The sequence below is a fragment of the Companilactobacillus sp. genome, from assembly GCF_022484265.1.
GTDB lineage: Bacteria > Bacillota > Bacilli > Lactobacillales > Lactobacillaceae > Companilactobacillus.
The window spans coordinates 2190057-2209644 of record NZ_JAKVLR010000001.1 but is presented as its reverse complement, the minus strand read 5'-3'; the positions used below and the strand labels follow the sequence as shown (position 1 = coordinate 2209644).

Annotated in this window: 15 protein-coding genes; 2 read left to right on the top strand and 13 right to left on the bottom strand. The window is 39.0% G+C overall.

Annotated features, from left to right (window positions below; all coding sequences use genetic code 11):
- Positions 1 to 136: 136 nt before the first annotated feature.
- From LKF16_RS10540 to LKF16_RS10500, 9 genes are all read right to left on the bottom strand, one after another.
- Complete coding sequence (locus LKF16_RS10540) at positions 137 to 1090, bottom strand: peptidoglycan recognition protein family protein (RefSeq protein WP_291471654.1); 954 nt, start codon at positions 1088 to 1090, stop codon at positions 137 to 139.
- Between the two features lie 81 nt (positions 1091 to 1171).
- A complete protein-coding gene (locus LKF16_RS10535) occupies positions 1172 to 2149 on the bottom strand; it encodes a peptidoglycan recognition protein family protein (RefSeq protein ID WP_291471656.1) in 978 nt (325 codons plus the stop codon).
- A gap of 348 nt (positions 2150 to 2497) precedes the next feature.
- Positions 2498 to 4000 (bottom strand): DUF6056 family protein, encoded by a 1503-nt coding sequence (locus LKF16_RS10530; protein WP_291471658.1) that lies wholly within the window; start codon positions 3998 to 4000, stop codon positions 2498 to 2500.
- A 209-nt stretch (positions 4001 to 4209) separates the two neighbouring features.
- Positions 4210 to 5166 (bottom strand): peptidoglycan recognition protein family protein, encoded by a 957-nt coding sequence (locus tag LKF16_RS10525; protein WP_291471660.1) that lies wholly within the window; start codon positions 5164 to 5166, stop codon positions 4210 to 4212.
- 113 nt (positions 5167 to 5279) lie between these two features.
- Complete coding sequence (locus tag LKF16_RS10520; protein ID WP_291471662.1) at positions 5280 to 5768, bottom strand: sigma-70 family RNA polymerase sigma factor; 489 nt, start codon at positions 5766 to 5768, stop codon at positions 5280 to 5282.
- Positions 5769 to 5928: 160 nt separating this feature from the next.
- Complete coding sequence (locus LKF16_RS10515; RefSeq protein WP_291471664.1) at positions 5929 to 6417, bottom strand: hypothetical protein; 489 nt, start codon at positions 6415 to 6417, stop codon at positions 5929 to 5931.
- 368 nt (positions 6418 to 6785) lie between these two features.
- Positions 6786 to 8963 carry a glycoside hydrolase family 73 protein gene (locus LKF16_RS10510; RefSeq protein ID WP_291471666.1) on the bottom strand — a complete coding sequence of 726 codons (2178 nt, stop codon included), beginning with the start codon at positions 8961 to 8963 and terminating at the stop codon, positions 6786 to 6788.
- A gap of 476 nt (positions 8964 to 9439) precedes the next feature.
- The gene (locus LKF16_RS10505) at positions 9440 to 9679 is read right to left on the bottom strand and encodes a hypothetical protein (RefSeq protein WP_291471668.1); all 240 of its coding nucleotides are present in this window, start codon (positions 9677 to 9679) and stop codon (positions 9440 to 9442) included.
- Positions 9680 to 9841: 162 nt separating this feature from the next.
- Positions 9842 to 12136: an MGH1-like glycoside hydrolase domain-containing protein gene (locus tag LKF16_RS10500; RefSeq protein WP_291471670.1), complete on the bottom strand. Its 2295-nt coding sequence runs from the start codon at positions 12134 to 12136 to the stop codon at positions 9842 to 9844.
- Between the two features lie 190 nt (positions 12137 to 12326).
- Here LKF16_RS10500 and LKF16_RS10495 point away from each other — a divergent pair, with 190 nt between their 5' ends.
- A complete protein-coding gene (locus tag LKF16_RS10495) occupies positions 12327 to 12530 on the top strand; it encodes a hypothetical protein (RefSeq protein WP_291471672.1) in 204 nt (67 codons plus the stop codon).
- A gap of 46 nt (positions 12531 to 12576) precedes the next feature.
- On the opposite strand, the gene LKF16_RS10490 is transcribed toward LKF16_RS10495, so the two are convergent.
- Both LKF16_RS10490 and LKF16_RS10485 read right to left on the bottom strand, forming a co-directional pair.
- On the bottom strand, positions 12577 to 14169 hold the full coding sequence (locus tag LKF16_RS10490) for a hypothetical protein (RefSeq protein WP_291471674.1): 1593 nt from the start codon (positions 14167 to 14169) through the stop codon (positions 12577 to 12579).
- A 211-nt stretch (positions 14170 to 14380) separates the two neighbouring features.
- Positions 14381 to 14608, bottom strand: coding sequence for a DUF3923 family protein (locus LKF16_RS10485; RefSeq protein ID WP_291471676.1), 228 nt, complete (start codon positions 14606 to 14608; stop codon positions 14381 to 14383).
- Positions 14609 to 14794: 186 nt separating this feature from the next.
- On the opposite strand from LKF16_RS10485, the gene LKF16_RS10480 reads away from it, so the two are divergent.
- Positions 14795 to 15733: a hypothetical protein gene (locus LKF16_RS10480; RefSeq protein ID WP_291471678.1), complete on the top strand. Its 939-nt coding sequence runs from the start codon at positions 14795 to 14797 to the stop codon at positions 15731 to 15733.
- Between the two features lie 74 nt (positions 15734 to 15807).
- On the opposite strand, the gene LKF16_RS10475 is transcribed toward LKF16_RS10480, so the two are convergent.
- Together LKF16_RS10475 and LKF16_RS10470 are read right to left on the bottom strand one after the other, a co-directional pair.
- On the bottom strand, positions 15808 to 17397 hold the full coding sequence (locus LKF16_RS10475; RefSeq protein ID WP_291471680.1) for a hypothetical protein: 1590 nt from the start codon (positions 17395 to 17397) through the stop codon (positions 15808 to 15810).
- 287 nt (positions 17398 to 17684) lie between these two features.
- Positions 17685 to 19511 carry a hypothetical protein gene (locus LKF16_RS10470; protein WP_291471682.1) on the bottom strand — a complete coding sequence of 609 codons (1827 nt, stop codon included), beginning with the start codon at positions 19509 to 19511 and terminating at the stop codon, positions 17685 to 17687.
- Positions 19512 to 19588 lie beyond the last annotated feature (77 nt).

Sequence of the window (19588 nt, the reverse complement as noted above, 5' to 3'; positions counted from 1 at the left end):
ATATTTCTCTCTGATTATCAAATATTATACAACGGAAAGTTGAAAATGTAGCTAAAAGCTGAAAAGCTCTAATTGCAAAAGGCCAGCCGTTTGGCTGACCTTTGTAATTAATATTATTTAATTAATATTCAAAAAATTATCTAGCTGTGTAAGTTGCAGCACTATCGATGACCCACTCATTAGTTGAGACACGGTAGTAAGTGTGACCATTGTAAGTCTTTTGTTGGTCGGTGAACCATGACGTGTTATTAGCTAAACCACGGTTAGCGTTCTTAGCATTACCAGCAGTATCGAATGAAACTAATGGAACCATGAAACTGGATGAGTTATTGACTTTGACAGTGCCTGTTTCACCTTGAGCAGCACCGCCATTATTAGTTGTATCGGTGCCGGCAGCAGTACTTCCGGCATTGCCAATTTGGTCATAGTACTTTTGGATCAATGGCATAAATTGATCCATGCCGTAACCCCATTTGGCAAAGTAGCCAGTTGGGTCAGTGTGATCAGTTTCGTGCCACCATTGTGCAGTTTGGTCATGCGTTACAACTGTTGTGCCGTATTCAACAGGCAAGTTGTATTTGTGAAGCATCGTAGCAATGTAAAAAGCATCATTAGCGACTGAACGGGCAAATTTATCCGCTGTATTTACTTCGCACAGTTCGATCTGAATATACTTGGAATTAGCTGTAGGACCAGCACCCCAAACACCGTAGTCAGTGTTGTGGATGTTAATAGTTTGCGTATCATCAGTAAAAGCATGCACGTAAGTCTCTAACGTTTCCCAATTATTATTGAAGCTTTGAGCAAAAGTTGCTGCAGTTGTGTTTGGTGAAGCAGTCTCATGAACGACGACACCTTCTGGCTTACCAACACCATTTTCATAACCGAACCAGTCGCTAAAAGTACCTTCTTGATAAGTGATTGGAACTGGTTGGATACCGTTTTGATCGATATAATCGTTGATCCAAGAATCAGCTCTAACATCTTGTTGGACCATTTGTGGTGCAAGTTGCATGGTAGTAGTAAAACCAACTCCAACTAAAAGAACTGCTGAAGCAATACTTGCGAGCCATTTATTTTTTTTGAACATGTGAATCTCCCCCTCAATGCAAAACCCAGAAAAAAAGGCAAAACTAATAATAAACTATTAATTTCACCTTAAGTATTTCAATTATTTAGCTGTAAATGTTGCGTATGAGTCCATGACCCATTCGTTTGTTGATACACGGTAGTATGTGTGACCGTTGTATGTCTTAGTTTGGTCAGTATACCAAGGAGTATTGTTAGCTAATCCACGGTTAGACTTAGTAATGCCACCATGGTTATTGAATGCTACTAAAGGAACCATGAAACTTGATGGATTTTTAACAGTAACTGTACCTTCTGAAGTGTTTGAAGATACGCCACCATTGTTAGTACCAGTATTAGTGTTACCTGTATTGGTATTGCCACTATTAGTATTTGAACCATCCATTGTGCTGTAGTATTGGTTTACTAAAGCAGTAAATTGTTCCATATCGTAGTTCCACTTAGCAAAGTAGCCAGTTGGATCGGTATGTGTAGTTTCATGCCACCATTGTGATGTTTGATCATGAGAAACCACAGTCTTGCCGTATTCAACAGGCAATCCATATTGATGCAACTTAGATGCAACGTAGTATGCGTCGTTAGCAACTGAACGAGCAAATGCATCTACCGAACTAGTTTCACAAAGCTCAACTTGAATATATTTAGAGTTGGCTGTTGGACCAGCACCCCAAACCGCGTAGTCGGCACTGTGAATGTTGATGATCGATGTATCATCAACGAATGCGTGGACGTATGTTTGGATTGTTGGCCAGTTGTTGTTGAAGTATGAAACTTCATCTTCAGCAGTAGCACCTGGTGTTGCAGTTTCATGAACAACGACACCTTCTGGCTTACCAACACCGTTTTCGTAAGGGATCCAGTTAGTAAATGTCCCTTCACGATATTGGATTGAAACCGGTTGAATTCCATTTTGATTTATATAATTGTTGATCCAAGAATCAGCTTTAACTTCTTGCTGTGCAAATGTTTGGGGTGCAACTTCGTTAGTTGCAACAAATGAAACACCTGTCAAGGCAACAGCGGTAGCGATACTTGCAACCATCTTCTTCTTTGAAAACATAAATAATACCCTTCCCACAGTTAATTTTCTTAACCAGTCCATCTTAACAAGTTTTTACCATGATATGTTAATAGTAATAAAACTGTAATAATAAGGTAATTTTTGAGTATTAAAGCGATGATTCATGCAAATATAATCACGTTAGTTCCCTAACTATATCTGTTAAACCCCGAAATCATAGGAATTGTGTACTTAACGTCAACCTAAAGAAATTTTCAGTAATATGAACCTATTATTTCAATATAACGCTTTCATCCGCATCCTTAAGCTTCATTTATGAATGATATGTCAAAATTATTTCTTCACAAAAAAAGCCGAGATCCACTCGACTTTTATAAATTTAATCAATTATTTTGTATAATCGAACACCCACAATCGTTGCCAAAAATCATGTTGTCGGTATAGCTGCCAGTATCTGATGCTATCTTGGGTGATATACAAGTCTTGATTCGGCATGCACAAGGGATAAGGCACCTGCAGTTTCTGCGAAAATCCACCTGGTGTGGTTAATTCTTCTGTTCGGTTGGAATATGCGACATGGTTCTTGATGTTTGCCTGCAGTGTATAACTGGCTGAACCTATCAACAGTACTGCTGCAACAATGACTAGCAGACGTTCGATCCACTTGGGTTTGAAAACGATTCGGTTCAACAATAAAAATCCGTACAAGTATAGGAACAGTACCCCATTAAAGAATTCTCGAGCTGAATTAGGTTGAACGATGACTAAAAATGGAGCAATTAGAAATAGGAACGAAACTAAACAAAATATCAAAACGTATCTCAATCTTGTATCAACGATGAACCAAGCTGACACGAATAAATATGCGATAAACAATAACGACATCAAGCTATCTAGGGCCAGGAAGCCATCGGAATTGATCAATGGCAAGAAGCTTTGTTGCAACTTCAGCTTCCCTAAGTAGAGATTGACGATTAAATAATAGAGTAAGAAGCCGATTGAACTGAAAATCAAGACTTGCTTAACGACTGACTGTTTAACGTTTTGCCAGTTATACACTAAAATCATCAGACATAATAGTAAGATCAACCAAAAATTGGTCGTTATTACCCAAAAATGCGATGTCTGGGCATAAGTAACTAGACTTCGACTAATTGACGGCGATACGGAACGATATTGCGTGTGGGCCCAATATGAGCCATTTGAGAACATTATCACTGCACTAGCGATTGCACCTACCAAATATGCCAACTGATATTTATTAATCTTATGATAAATAAAATACGAAACTATTACGGAAAAAATGCTAATTGCTAGTTGATATAAGGTAATATGCTCAACAATCAATCCACCGAATACGGATAAGACAAACACAGCACAAGTTAATATCCAAGAATCAGTCAGATTTTTTTCAAACCAATCACGCTTCAAAAGCAGTAAATAGCTAAAGATGAATACGGCACCGGTGACGTAATTGATGAAAGCTGCGTACCAAAACCAAGTGGTAGTTTGAAACGAGATACTTAATGAGAACGGCAGACACAAGGCTAAGATAAACACGATAAACTTACGACTAGTCAGACGATAGATCATCCAAACCAACAGGGTGCTGGCGACTGCAAATAGCAAGTACATCAAGATCGGATGGTGCGTCGTATAGATCATCGACAAATTGGAGACGTAGCGTCCGTTGCTAGAGCCACCAATATATTGTTGATTTTCCAAGGTAAAAAAGTGGTGATCCATCAAGAACTTACCCGCTGGACCCCACCAGAATTGATCGTCGCCAAAAGGAACGATGAATATCCTAAGAATTGCGAAATAACAAAAATAGATTCCTAAAATGACAGCTTCAAATAACCGTTGACGTTTTACAAACCAATTGTTCATCGCATTCTCACCTTCGTTCTCAAAACAAAATTTTTATCATCCTAACGATATCCTGTAAACCCTATTGCAGGCATTCAGTCTTTAAGAGAAAAAATTTTCAGGATTGGAACAAAAAAGAGCTGACCTATGGCCAGCTCTTCGTTTATATATAAGCATTCTTCGTTAATTGAGAAATTCATCTAGGGAGTTGTGAAACTCTTTTAACATGCTTACTCAGCAGTAAAGGTTGCGTATTGATCAGATACCCATTCGTTGGTAGATACACGGTAGTAAGTGTGTCCATCATGCTGCTTTTGTTGATCGGTATACCATGGAGTGTTGTTTCCTAAACCACGGTTAACAACGTCTTTCATAGTATCACCGTTAAAGGATACTAATGGACTGGCAAAACTGTCAGGATTGTTAACATTAACGCGTCCGACATGTTTATTTGGATCCGGTGTTGATGGTTGAGTAGTTTGACCATTTTGGTCGTCAGTCGTGCCATGGTCCTTGAGGTTGTTGTAATACTTGCCAACTAAGTCATTGAATTGGTTCATATCGTAACCCCAACGAGCTAAATAACCATCTGGATCTGTATGGTTAGTATCGTGCCACCAGCTTGCAGCTTGTTTATGCGTTACAACTGTTTTGTTAGGCACAAAAGGCAAATTATATTGGATCAACTTAGCTGCAGTGTAATAAGCATCGTTTGAAATTGAACGAGCAAATTGGTCAGCTGTGTTGACGTTACACAATTCTACTTGGATATACTTTTGGTTAGCTGTATATCCAGCACCCCAGACACCATAGTTAGTGTTCTTGATGTTGATGATCTTGTTTCCATCAATAAATGCATGGACGTATGTTGAAAGTTTCTTCCAATGATTGTTGAAATAACTAACTTCATTTTCCGCTGTTGCATTAGGTGTTGCAGTTTCGTGAATCAACACACCTTCCGGTTTTCCGACACCATTCTCATAACCAAACCATTGATTAAAAGTACCTTCACGATTCTCGATACCGACTGGTTTGATATTATTCTTCGAAATATAGTCGTTGACCCATGCGTCAGCGTGTACTTCCTGAGTAGCTGCTTGCGGTGCTACTTGTGTAGTTACGAACCCCATACCCGCCAAAGCAACGGAAGTTACCGCACTGGCAATTAGTTTTTTATTAAACATCATCATTGATCCCCCAAATTTCTTAATAACCAAATTTTATCAAATCGGTCTGTACCATATACTAAAGTTACACATATGTAACCTTAAAGTAAACTATAAGTATTAAATTTTGATTATTATGAAAGCATTTTACAGAGTTTTTCACGAAGAGAATTCCTTTTATACCGCAGGTTACGAGCACTACAATGGTATTTTGAACTAAGTTTCACTAACGGAATTTTTTCAATAAAACAGTCAAAAAATAGTCGTTTTTCTGGTTCAGTCAGATTATCGAGATTGATCTCGGACAGCATTTCGTCTGATTCCTCCTGTTCGACCCGATCAAAATCAAACACCTCTAAAGAATGAACATTGAAAAAAGTTTGTTCCTTGCGTAATAGATCAGTCAGTCGCCAGACTAATTTTTGAAAAATATAGACATTGAACTTATCCATTGGTTGATTTTTCCGTTGATACTCGACATACGATTCAGCGTAAATGATCAGTGCTTCTTGAAAAAAATCTTGGTAGTTGTCATTGGTGATGTAGATGTGGAGTCGTTTCAATACTCCATAGATTAGTTTTTCATTCTCCATTGCTGCGATAAAACCGTCTTGTAAATCCATTGCGAGTCCCCTTTTCCAAACTCACAAGCGCTTGTGGTAGGGACAATATAACGAAAAATTAAATGTAATAATAATCGTCACTGAAAAAAATAAACGCCGATAAATGCGTAATCTAAAATAACAGCAAAAATAAAAAGCCCGCGTAAACGGGCTTTTTGCGTCACCAGCGACGAACTTTATTAAATAAACTAGATATGACCCTAAATGACTTGGCAACTGACATCGTAACGTCAGATTTAGCTAATTCATTAAATAAGACGGTGAATAAATTACTCCAGAACTGGTGAACTTCTTCTTCACTGCGGGGAATCAACGAGTGGAATCGACATGAACAATGTATGAACTTATTAGTGATTCCTGCCTTTGAAGAATCTACCTTGAAACTGCCATAACGTCGGACAGTATTGGTAATTATTCCTAAATGAAATTCGCTCATAAAACTGCCGTCATGGACTTTTTTCTGAAGCGACATACCACAGATGTTCAATTGCAGTAACATCCCTCCAGTAGTCTTAATAGTCGCTTTCCCTGCAAATTCTGAATAATCTTCTACATGGTGAAGTCCCACCCAATCTGGGTTTCTACTTCTCTTTCCTGACATCGGTACATAAACAATGTGTCCATCAACAAGTGGTAAGTGATCGGTCAATTTTGAAATCCTTGCTATCGCTTTTGAAATCAAAAAACCTCTAAAATTGTGTTTCCAATAGGAATTGATTAACTTTACAGACGTACGGTCTACGAAAAAAATTCCATGTTTTAGATGACAAACTATCGACTTTCCATGTTCACAATTATCAACTGAAAAAATTGCATATACATCATCATCGAATTCGAAATCATCTTTAATGTACATCTGCACTACTTGATTTTCCTGTAACAAAAAATCTTTGGTTATTTTCATATTGCCAAATTGCCCAAGATCCAATCTTGGTGAACACATATGTTTCACTCCTTGTCTAATGAATAATATAAAAAAGCCGCCTTCCTAAAAAAGGCGGCGGCTCAAAGAAAACATTAATTTGCAGGAGTAAACAAGCAATACTTACCGTTTACCCAGCCAGCTGGTACTTCGTACCAAGTTTGGCCGTCAACGATTTGTTTTGATGTTACTTTCCATGTTGTACCATCAGCTAAACGAGTTCCGGTGAACTTGTTGTTGGCAGCTGGACTGTTATAAACATTTACACCATATCCAGGGATATAGTTGATTTTTACAGTACCTTGAACAGTCTTAACGTAGTTTGATCCTAAGACTTGGACATCAGACGCACTGACCCATTGGTCAGTTGACACACGATACCACACAGTACCGTCAGCGTGAGTTGACTTCTTGTCAGTTCTCCAGTCAGTGCCATTAGTTAAACTAGTTGATAGCAAGTTATGCTTAGTATCGTAAAGCTTAGCACTAGGCGCAGTGATGACCTTCAAGATATCAGGATAATCCACAGTTGTATCATTCAAATATTCGTCATTTGAACCGATCTTAGATTTTTGCACAACATCAGAAGCTAATACATAGGCGTTTGAACCTACTAAGAAGAACGTGTTGTTGTCGCTATCAGTTACGTAAGTTGTCGTCTTCCATTCTGATGAATAAGGCAAGACTTTGCTAGTAGCTGAATTCATATTTGCAGCACTATAAACAGGAGCACCGGAGTCTCCAGTTACGATGACCGTATCATCAATTTTTACAGGAGGTTCAGTCGTAGTTCCACCTTGTGATTGCAATTGCACATCGGTAGCCAAGACGAATTCGTGCGTTGAAACTTGATAGAACACATTGCCGCTTTCGTCGACCACTTTAGATGCCAATTTCCAAGCAGTACCATAGCCTAAAGCACGAGCTGAAGGTTGGTTGATATATGCGTCTGTATAAATTGGAGCATTGTCAAGGTTAGTGACCACAGCCACGTCGTCCAACGCAGTTTGAGTCCCACCAACGTTAGTATCTGGATTAGTTGTTGATCCGGTATTTTCATTATTGCCAGAAGAATTATTGTTATCGTTCAAATTAGGATTTGTCTCTGAATCAGTATCGTATTGAGTCAAATTGTAAGTCTCAATAATATTGTTCAAAGTTGAGGCATAGTTAGGCGCAGTTGCGTAACGGCCTTGCAACCAAGCAGTTGCATCCTTGTATGAAGTAGTATTTTCTTTCCAAGTCCCACTGTAAAAAGTCGAACTGCCGCTGATACCATTTCTGAGCTTATCAGCATTGTCGAGGAATGACTCGTAATAGCTAGGATACTTTCTAAAGTTAGCGTAGATCTTGTACCAACCTTGATCAGCACTCCACTCACTAGTAGGCATGGAAACATAGGCACCATTGTAGTCACCTTTGATACCAAATAAGTTGTTGGCTTCAGTTGCTAAATCAGATTGGCCCCAGCCACTTTCCAAAATAGCTTGAGCAAGCATAACTGATGTATATAAGCCATATTCACCGGCAGCTTTTTCAGCCATTGGAGCAGCCATTGCTAAAAATTCGTCTTGTTCTGAATTTGTGGCAGCTTGAGTAACTGCACCATCAGAAGTAGCACTTCTTTCTAGTACAGTACCATCGTTAGTTGGCAACACTTGTGAGTTAGTCTCAGGTGAAGCTGAAATAGCAGCTTGAACTTCCTTTGAAAAACCAGGTGCAGTTTTTACAGTTGTGCCGGTGCTTGTTTGACCGTTTGCATCTTCAGAACTGCTGTCAGCAGAAGTAGAAGAAGTAGCCGCAGACTCACTAGAATCTGAACTAGCAACTGGTGCAGATTGCGTAGCTTGTTCAGAAGCAGGATCAGCCGTGCTGCTCTGAGTCGAAGCACTTAAAGCATTGTTAACAGTTTGAGATGAATCAGTCGAATTTGTAGTAGTGTCAGTCTCATTGTCAGTTGGAGCTTCAGTAGAAGATTGAACGCTAGCAGAAGTTGACTTGTCGTCAGAAGTCGAATCATCAGAAGTAGCAGAAACAGATTCGTCGCTAGGAACAGATTCAGTCACAGGAGCACCCTGCGCATCCATAACACTAGCAACAGTAGGATCTTTAACCGCGCCTTGATTTTCGAGATCTTGTTGGTCAGCGTCAGTATCGTTTTCGTCTTTATCATTAGCTGAAACCGAAGCACGTACGTGGGACGTAGTTGTTGAAATTCCAACAGCCGCAAGGAAACTTGCAAAGGCCGTGGAAACCACCCATTTTTTATTCATTGACGTTTCCCCCAATTTTTATTGTTAGGTTTAGTTTACGGTTACAAAAATAGACAATCAATACACTACAGTGAAACGTAACTTTATCTAAATAAAGTTTGGAAAAATTTAAGAAATCAGAGCGTGAAATCACACTGGGTGAAGCTCGAACATAAGATTGGCTAATACGGCGGGGTCCGTCAGACCCCAGAGTGTTAGACAAGCTTATGTGACCTGCTTCAGTGTGACTTTCTCGCGTTTCAGAGCGCTAACCCAAGCGTCTTGGGTGGGAGCATAAGACTGGCAGAGACGGAGTGGGTGCGCAACACCCCGCAGTCTTTGACAGGCTTATGCAGTAGCACCCAGCTTGGGTTCTGCGCGTTTAGACTATAAAACAGTAAACCGAATGGTTTGCGAGTTTGGAACAAACGGCTTATCTTTCTAGCCTACAAAAAAAGACCAACTGGTCCCCCAGTCAGTCCGCCTATAATCACTAATTAGTCATTTGTCTCAATAAAATCAACGTACTCCGCTTCGATCCATTCGCTATCCTGGGCAATGCGGTAGAATACCTTACCATCGTCACCTGTCCCCTTAGCATCGGTGTACCATGATGATTGACCCTTAACAAATTTATCTTGGAGCATCTTGCGGTTTGCTTCATAAGTATCGAATAAGAAAACGACGTATCGTTCATCTTGATTAACTTTGACGATACCATTCACATTTTCAAGCATTTTTTTACCACCTTTTTAATACTTCTGTTGTAATTCATTATACCTTAACTTTTCAAAAAGTAATCGAGTGAATATACTCTTAGCAAACTTTTAAAAATCTTGTTATGTAGTTGTAACGAATTACTTGTTAATAGAAAAACGCCCACCGAAGTGGACGCCTAATTATTCATCGATTGAAAAAGCTGTCTGAGAAGTTGTCTTGCCATTTCCAAACACGTCATGATGCAACATGTAGAATACGCTGGCTGACCAACTAAAGTTTTCTGAGTTCAATCCTTGACCGTTCAATGGATTGTAGTTTTCTCTAATTGGACCATCTCCCAACAATCCTTCAGCGTGATCGTAAAGCTTGTTAGTCAAAGTATCGGCATCTTTTTGAAAGCCGTAGTTTTGCAAGCCTTCGATACCAAAGAATGCTTGATCTAGCCAAACTGGTCCACGCCAGTATCTAGTCGATGTAAATTTCTTACTGTCGCGAGCAGTAGTTGGCAGTGGCATATAAGTGTTGAACATTGCCGGATTCATCATGACATCCTTAACTGTTCCAGCTTCTTTTTGGTTGGAAACTTTGGCCCACAGTGGGATCCAGCCTTCCGTACCCTTACCACGTTCTGAGACCATTTGTTCTTTGTCGCCAACGAACTGCAAGTCGTAGTAAAAACCAGTCTTCTTGTCGTACATCTTTTGATTGATCTTATCTCTTAAAGTCTTAGCTTCATCAGTATATTCAGTTACATCTGAATCTTTGCCTAAAACTTTAGCCATTGATGCTAGATAACCTTTTTCAGCATAAAGATATGAGTTTAGGTCAACGGATTCTTGATTGATCGAGAATCCAACTGTCTTACCGTCAGAATTTTTATTCTCCAAAACTTGAACACCTTGGTCGTCCTTACCGGCACCTTCGGCGTCAAATCTCACGGCATTATCCATTCCAGATTCCCAAGCAGCACCTAAGATGATCTCGTCTGTATCAGGCACCTTTTGACCGTTTACAGTCTTGTAATGCAAGTCGTGCACCGTTGCACCGTATTCAGCTAAACCGTCATGGTTGTGGTCACGATTCGTGTACCACCAGTTGTGATATTCAACTAGTTTAGGATACATTTCGGCTAAGAATTCTTTATCGTGATTTTGTTGATAAATTTGCCATACTGACCATGCAGCTAATGGTGGTTTAGAGTTACGTTCATTCCAGTTGATACCATCGCCACCACGATATTGGTCTTGATTGTAAAAAATTGCATCTGGGATCATCCCAGCGTCTTGTGGTCTCAAGCTGTCGTCCGGTTGAATCTGATAGTCAAACAACGAACGAACAACGCTTTCGGCAAGTTGTGGATCATATTCAGCTACTGCAGTAGCTTCTTTCCATGAATCCCAAGCCCAGAGGCCAACGAACCAGCGGTCACCCATTGCTGGAACAATACCGTCATGCTTGAGTTTACCAGCTGGACTCAACCAGTTAGTGTTGAGAGTTTCCATACTCTTAACTGCCGCACGATTCAATTTTTTATCACGAGCAGTTGTGTTACTTGTTTCAGTCTTGTCGAGATAGTTTTCCCAACGTTGATCGTTTTTCGTGAAGTAGCTCAAGCCATTGTCGAAATAACTGGCTGAGTTAGCTCTTTCAGTTGCCAGTTCTTCATTGGTAAAAACGTATGATTCAGTGGTAAAAATATCAGTCGAATCGTTTGCAGCAAGCTTAATATTGTTGTTCAAACTGCTGATATAGTTGTTGCCATCAACTTGCGTCGTGATTGGTTGGCTGTAAGTTACGTCAAATTTATTCTGGTCAGTCGTCATATAGCTGGATGAATTTCTAACCGTTTCAAAGTTGACCTGCACGCCATTGTCGTTGGCAGACAAGCTTTGTTGCAAGTCAGTCGTCTTGCTTCCAATAGTTAATTTATTCAAAATGTCGCCAGTCCAGTTGGCCTTTAATTCTAAGGTCTTGGAGCTAGTATTTCTAATGTTAGTTCTGATCAAAGCCGTGCGGTCGCTAGCAAAAATCAAGTCCATCGACACTGTCAAATCAGTGAATACATATTCTTGGTGCAAGCGTCCTGGATAATATACGAATTCGTGTTTAGCATTTTTGAAATCATAAGCTTTGCCAGTCGTTGCATTCGTCAAATTCAGTTTTGAAATCTGCTTGGATAAGTTGACTGGATATTCTTCTGCAACGATCATTGGGCCAACGAACCCGCCGTACATCGAAGCATCCCCTTCTTTTGGCAAATAATATCCATGCCAAGCACCCATATCTGAAAAATGCGAATACTTGTTAACTGAAGTTCCTGCCTTGTAAAAATCAGCAGATGGTGTTGCTGACACATCCAAAACGTTTGGATAGTCTTCTACCTTACTAGCATCAGCTTGTTGTTGGCTAAAGAACACACCAAGAACTAATGCTATTAGCGTCAAAAATAGTTGAGTCATCCTCTTTTTAGTCATCAATCTAATTCCTCCCAAATAACTAGTTTGTGATTAATTTTTCAACCCAGTCTGTACATTATTTCATGATTTGTAATCGGTTTCAATATAAATTCTCATATATTTTGAAAAGAAAAATAATTATCAAAGCCACTATTTAAAAAGTCAGATTCATGATATACTTATAGATACCATAATTTTAGGAGAATAAATGAAAAACACACTACCCATTGCTTTACAATTTTCACTCTTGCTCTTTATCTTTACTGCCAACATTACGAAGAGCTTCCAAATGATCAAGTCGCCACAACGGATAGTCAAGTTAGTGACCGAAAGAGAAACGATTCCATACGAGATCGAGCATGGTCGGATATTGAAGAACGACCAAAAGGCTCATCGAAAATCAGACCAATAAAATAAGGGACCCGCAGATGCGAGTCCCTTTTAGTTTGCAAATTTTTTTAATTAACAGAAACGCCGTTACCGGTCTTGACCCATTCGTTTGTGGATACACGGTAATAGATGTTGCCGTCAAAGTCGGTAGCACGTTCGTCAGTTGCCCAAGCAGAGTCTCCTTGAAGAGCACGATCAAGTCTTACGCCATCTTGATTGAATAAAGCGTAAATGAATCCGCTAGGACCAGCTAAGTGAACAGTTTGGTAACCAGGATATTGGAGTACGTTGTTGAAAAATTTAGGTGCTGCATCTTGGAAGTTAACGTCTTCAGCACTGACCCATTCGTTAGTTGAAACACGATATTGCTTAGCACCAGTTACAGTATTTACACGAGTAGCATTAGTTTGCCACTTAGTGTGTGGTGCAAGTGAACGAGTAGTATATGAACTATCCTCATCAACTAAGTCAGCAACGTGACTGCCGACAGCAACGATACCATTGTGATCTTCAGTCTTCCAAACACCAACAGGATCAGCCGGGTTAGTAGGCTTTTGGTTGTCATCTTTGTTGCCGTTGTTGTTTTGGTTGTTGTTGTTATTATTGTTGTCGTTAGGTTTAGTTGGTTCTTGACCTACTTTGATTTCACGAACGTAAGTCACACTGTTCTGCAAATCATGTTGGTTGATTTGTTCCCATTTTACATTTTGACCATTAATATTGAATACTGTATCTTGTGATTGCATTGATTCTTGAGTCAAATCATTAATGTTTATTTTATTAGGATCAAAATAGATGGTTACTGGTTGATAGTATGTTGCATCTTTTTGCATGAATTTTGTTCCCAAATCTAGTGGATGATTGAAATTACGTGCATTCTCTTGATTACTATAAAGGCTCCATGCTTTCATTGCTTTAAAGGCAACATTTTGTCCATGATTATTATCCACCGTGGTATTCCCAGTAGCACTGTTAGAAAGTTGTACATCTTGTGTTTTGCTTCCGACAGGAACATAAATCGGCGTCTTATAATTAATATTCAAACTATTTGCCGTCGTTACAGCCTTAATGTTGTTTGTAAAAGTAACACTCTTTTTATTTTTAACTTGATTATTTGAATCTAAACTTTCAAAAGTTAATACAACTTGATTTCCGTTTCCTTCATGCAACTGATTAATTTTGGTGATTATATCATCCGGAGTATCTGATGATGTTCCAGAAATTCTATATCTATATTTTGCACCGCTTGCAATAATTTTCCCTTGGCCTTCATTTGTAAGACCAATGTCACCAAGTAAATGTGCAAATGTATCGGAATCAATTGGCGTAGCAATTTTTCCATCAAAATCTGAACTATAGATAGAAATGGGATGGTTTTCATCATATGAAACATCCTTAATCCCATTTATCACAGCAGTAGCCTGATCTTCAGCCGAAGCAGGTGTATTGTTCGGTTGTTTATTATTTATCAATTGTTTAATCTGATCGACAAAATAATTACCAACTTTATTTAATAGATCATTAAAATTTATTGAATCTCCAACTGCCTTACTTGTCCCCACTGGCTCCACATTATTGCTTGCAGCCAACGTTGTCGTCGTGGCTGGCGTGATTGCTAGCAAAGCTGCTGCAGCAACTCCAGCAAACTTAATTTTATTCATCCCTATATTCCCCCGTTTGGTATAGTTCTTTACTATTACATAGCATATAAAATTATTTGTGAATTATCAATCAAAATATCAATTTACTTATAGTTAATTTCAACTTGCTGATATTTTGCATTACTTCATGACAAATTCACTGAATTTACTACTAATCCACACACCAAAACAGGTCCAAGATATCAATGATATCCTGAACCTGTTTTTTCATTTATTGATGATGAACTTGCGATGATCTTTTGATGAAATAGTATGCCAGTGCTTGGCATAGGCCGATAAAAATCAAGAATGCTCCTTCGACAGCTAGTGCCGACAAGCGCAATTCCGTGGTCTGATAAATGCCGGCAGCATCGTATTTTCTAACTAATAGAAAAACGGCGCCGCTGACAAATATGGCCGCCCAGATCACATTCACCACCCACCATAATTTTTTCAACATATCCCCTACCCCCGAGTAAAAAATATTACTTTCATTATACTATGAATCAGCTTAAAAACACCTTAAACATCCCATTTGACCACGATTTGTTACTTACATTTAATCTGATTTTCATCAATCCATGACCTATACAGAACGAGTATTTTCCTATAATATAAATATATTAATATTTTTAGGGGAGATTACATGAAAAAGAAATCAATCGGACTCATCGTGATGGGATTGTTGATGTTTCTAGTATTAGCAGCCTGCGGGAGTAAATCGGCTAACAATTCGACATCGCAAAAATTCCACTCTGGTGTGCCCGGCGTTTACAGTGGCTATTATGGAAAAAATGGCGACACTAAGAAAAATTTTGTCGGAATGGAATTTCAAAATGATCAAGTGTCTGTCGGCAAGCTCAAACTGAACAGCGTTCAATACAAGCAACTAAATAGCGACACCTACATGATCAAAGGTAAAACTTCTGGTAGCAAGACTGCCAAGTATCTGAAAATCGGCATCAGAGTTAAGCGTAACAAGACTTACCTCGGCATTTACGGAGACTATAACAAAACTAGCGATTTGACTGACTACAACAAGGTCAACAATCGTGGCAAGGATGACGTCGACTGGTTCAAGAGTTATTCCAAAGAGAAGTACGACAATATGACTGGAAAGACTGACTCTGAGAATACAGAATCGACTGAAGAAACAGACAGTTCAAACACAAATGATTCATCAAGCAATTCTAAATTTACTGAATCAAAAGGTTCAAGCAACGAAAGTATCCCTGCTTCATACTTTGAAGGAAAAATCTTTACAGAAGATGGCAACGGTGGAGCTTTCGTCAGTTTCAGTGCAGAGTCTAATTCCATGATCTACTGGAGCATGAAAGCTGGTGCAGGATTAGACAATGCCAGCTATAGAGTCTCCGGCAATCAGTTGGTTGTTTCAGGCACACCAAACATGCAAGGTGAAGGGAGTTTTGACAACAATCAAGACACATTTAAAATCATTTCAAAAACTAAATTATATTCTCCACGACTACACTTAGGACTCACGCTATTTAATGGCAGTTTGTCCGATGCACGAGACAACTCCGCAGCACAAAACGACGCAGCTATGAGAAATGCTACCAATTAAAACAAGCACTAGCCAATTAAGGCTAATGCTTGTTTTTTTGAATAATATATTTTTACAAAAAGTTGTTTAACGAATTAGTTTAATGTAACGCCTGTACTTGCACGTACCCATTCGTCAGTTGATACACGGTAGTATGTGTTACCTTGGTTATCAGTTGCTGACTTGTCTGTGTACCATGAAGTCAAACCTGCTAATCCACGGTTTGAACGTGTACCGTTTTGTGAGTAAAGTGCGTAAACGAAACCTGTAGGTCCGTCTAATTTAACAGCGTGGTAACCCTGTAGGTCTGTGATATTGTTCAAACCTGAAGTTGATCCGTTGTTGTTAGTTGTGTTGCCATCTTTTGATGTAAATGTGATATCACTAGCGTTTACCCATTCGTGAGTTGAAACGTGATATTGTTTCAAGCCAGTCTTTGAGTTAACACGGCTCTTGTCAGTAGCCCATGATGAGTTAGCAGCTAAAGCACGGTTAGTGATGTCGTTGTCATCGTTGTAAAGTGATGCAGTGCTGTTCTTAACTTGAACAGTACCAATAGTTGAGTCTTCAACCCAGATACCATTTTCAGTATTTGTGTTGTTGTTGTTGTTATTTTCGTTGTTATTGTTGTTGTCAGGATTTACGAAACCCGCACCAACTTGGATAGTACGAACATATGTAATCGTATTGCCTTTAATTGCATTTGATCCAACGTTTTCACCATTAAGAGTTAAAACTTTTTCACCAGTTGTGATCATTTCATTGTAGATCTTTGAAATATCAACAGCGTTTTTGTCAAAAGTTAGTGTAACTGGTTGATAGTATGTAGCTCCATCAACATTGAAGTTTGCGCCAAGTCCTAATTTATTAGTTCCGGCAATTGCATCGTTAGCTGTCTTGTAAAAATCACCAGCGTTTACTGATGCAGGTTTTACAGTTGCTCCAGCCTCATTTGTAACTTGATCATTGACACTGCTTGTCAATGTTTGTTCAAGTACGCTTGATCCAACAGGCAAGCTAACTGGACTAGTATACTTAATAGCTAAACTAGTTGAAGGAACAGTTACTTGTTTGTTGTTAACAAATGTAATTGTCTTGTTAACTAATGTAGCATCAGGATTGTCAGCTTTTGAATCAGTAACTTGGATGTTAACTTGGAATTGTTGACCATTTCCGTTATTTACCATGTTCATGATTGTCTTCTTAAAATCAGAGTTGTCAGCAGCACCTGAAATAGTTACTTTCAAGTTATCAGCAGCCTTGATCTCAGCAACTGTCTTGTCATCCAATTTCAATGATGGATACAATGCATCTGTCAATACAGCAATATCTTGTTTCTCGATATTATTGGCATTGTAAAGAGCTGAGAATGATTTCCATGTAGCCACATTTTTCTCATCAAATGTGTAAGTATCTTTCAAACCATTGATATCATCAACAGCTTTTTGAGCAGCAGATGTTTCTGGTTTTGCAGTACTGTCTGTACCTTTGTCTTGTAACCCCTTAATATAGTCAGTTACTTTATTAAGGATTGTTTCGATGATTGAACCAAAACTTGGTGTAGATGTTGTATCTGTGGTTGCTGCTTGAGCAACACCCTCCGTATTACCCAACGCATTTGTTGCGACTGGTGAAATAGCTAATAATGTGGCAGCAGCTACTCCAGCAAACTTAATCTTTCTCATAAATATCCTCCCCAGGATTTAAAATTACATAGTCCTCTTTCCCGACCACGTAATTAAAATGATATAAGAGATTAATATCACTGACAACAAAATATTTTATAGATTAATAAAAACTTAGCTTTAACTTTAAAAAAAGAGCCTATCTTTTCAGATAGACTCTAATGGACATCCCTATATTTACTAAGAAACATAAGGATTTGCTGTGTTCCATAGTTAATAATACCTAAGGAAATCGCCGGAAGCTACAAGTTTTTTCATTTACGTCAACAAACAATGTTTGATTATTATTATTTCAATTGAACACCAGTACCTTGTTCGATCCATTCGTCAGTCGAGACACGATAATAAGTGTTTCCATTGACGTCTTTGGCTGATTTATCAGTGAACCAAGCCGTGTTTCCAGAAATACTACGGTTCGATTGCGTACCGTCAGATTTGAACAATTTATAAATATTTTTACTTGATCCAGCTAACAGAACATCTTCCTTACCAGTAAAGTTGGTAATTCCTGTCAATGGAGCTGGCGTAGCCTGGTTGCCCTCTTGTTGTAAAAATTTGACGTCAGTACCATTGACCCATTCGTGCGTTGAAACGTGATACTGGATCTCATTAGTTTTTTGATTAAGACGATATTTGTCGGTCTTCCAAGGCGTGTATGGAGAAAGCGAGCGGTTAGATACGCTGCCATCATCGACATAAAGTTGAGCCGGATCATTGCCAACTTCAACAACGCCGCTTTCTTGAACTTCCGTCCAGCCGTTATAAGCTTTGGCAGCAGCATCCTTGTCAGGCTTTTGGACTTCCACCTGGCGGACAAAGGTCACAGTGTTGTCAGATTCGTTAGAAACAAATTTTCCTAAAAAGTTTTTAATGCTGATGCCGTTGACGGTGATGGCATCTTTTTTAGAATTCATCATAGCTTGAACTTTGACCTTGGAATTTTGACCAAATGACAAAGTTACCGGTTGATAATAAGTTTGGTAAGACTCGTCGAATGTGTCCTTGTTAAACGTCATTCCAGAGTGTTTGAGAGCTCCATTCATCGTTCCGTATAATTCACCAGGTTTTGCCGAAAAGTCGACTGAAGCGCCGTTTTGGTCAGTTGCAGTCACTCCAGCAGCATCAGCAGACTTAACCGTAACAGTTGCCGTGTCCTTAGGAACTTGAATCGGATCAAGGTAAGTTAAGTTAAGTTGAGTCACGTCAGAAGTATAAGCGGCTTTGTTAGTGATGGTGATTGTATTTGAAGCCACTTTATCTCCCTTGTCTGAATACAAAGCAATCGGAATCTGAACACTCTTACCATAACCTTCGTAATGCATATCAGAAACCTGATCGTTGATAGTTGACTGATCATCACCAGAACCAACCATTACGTAACTGCCATCATGAGAATTCAAGTAGTAGTCGATAGCATAAAGATCGTCCTTTTTAGCGTTAAGAGACTTCATATCTATCGCATCAAAGTCCTTCGTATATAACTTTTTACCATACGAAGAAGTCAATTGATGAATAGCATCAGGCCAAGTCTTGACATCAGTGTTGGTGAAACCGGAGATGTTTTTGAAAGCAACTTCTGGAGTATATGGTGCATTGTTGGTAAACGTAAGTGTTTTGGCTGCTAAGAGATTATTCCATGGATTATATATAGAAAGCCTAACTTTAACACCCTTACCCCCATTGTAACGAAGATCTGTAAATTCTTTGTCCAGTGTATTTGTACCAGAATCAGTGTCAATAACTGCGTATCTACCTGGAATAATTTTTAAGTAACCAACAATAGCATCGACAGCTAGTACATTGTTACCCAGCGATTCTAAATCCAAATTCTTAAAATCGTTAGAGCTCAAGTGTTTACCATATGCGGTGGCAATTTTGTTAAATCCATCAGGCCAAGCACTAGGATTACTACTTTTATTGAAATCTTTGAGATTATTTATAAACATGGTTGCATTATTTTCTCTAGTTGCTCTAAAAACATCAAGTAATCCAACGCTCTGATTAGTACTTATATTACTTGTTGCTGCCTCCACATCATTCTCTGGCGTCAGCACTACTGGTGACAGTGCTAACAGTGTGGCAGCCGTTATGCCGAAATACGTTATTTTTTTCATGGTATTCTCCCCCTTGTGTGCGTTCTATGGCAGTTTTATCACGCTACGATTACGCACTCTGAGAATAATGTCATGAG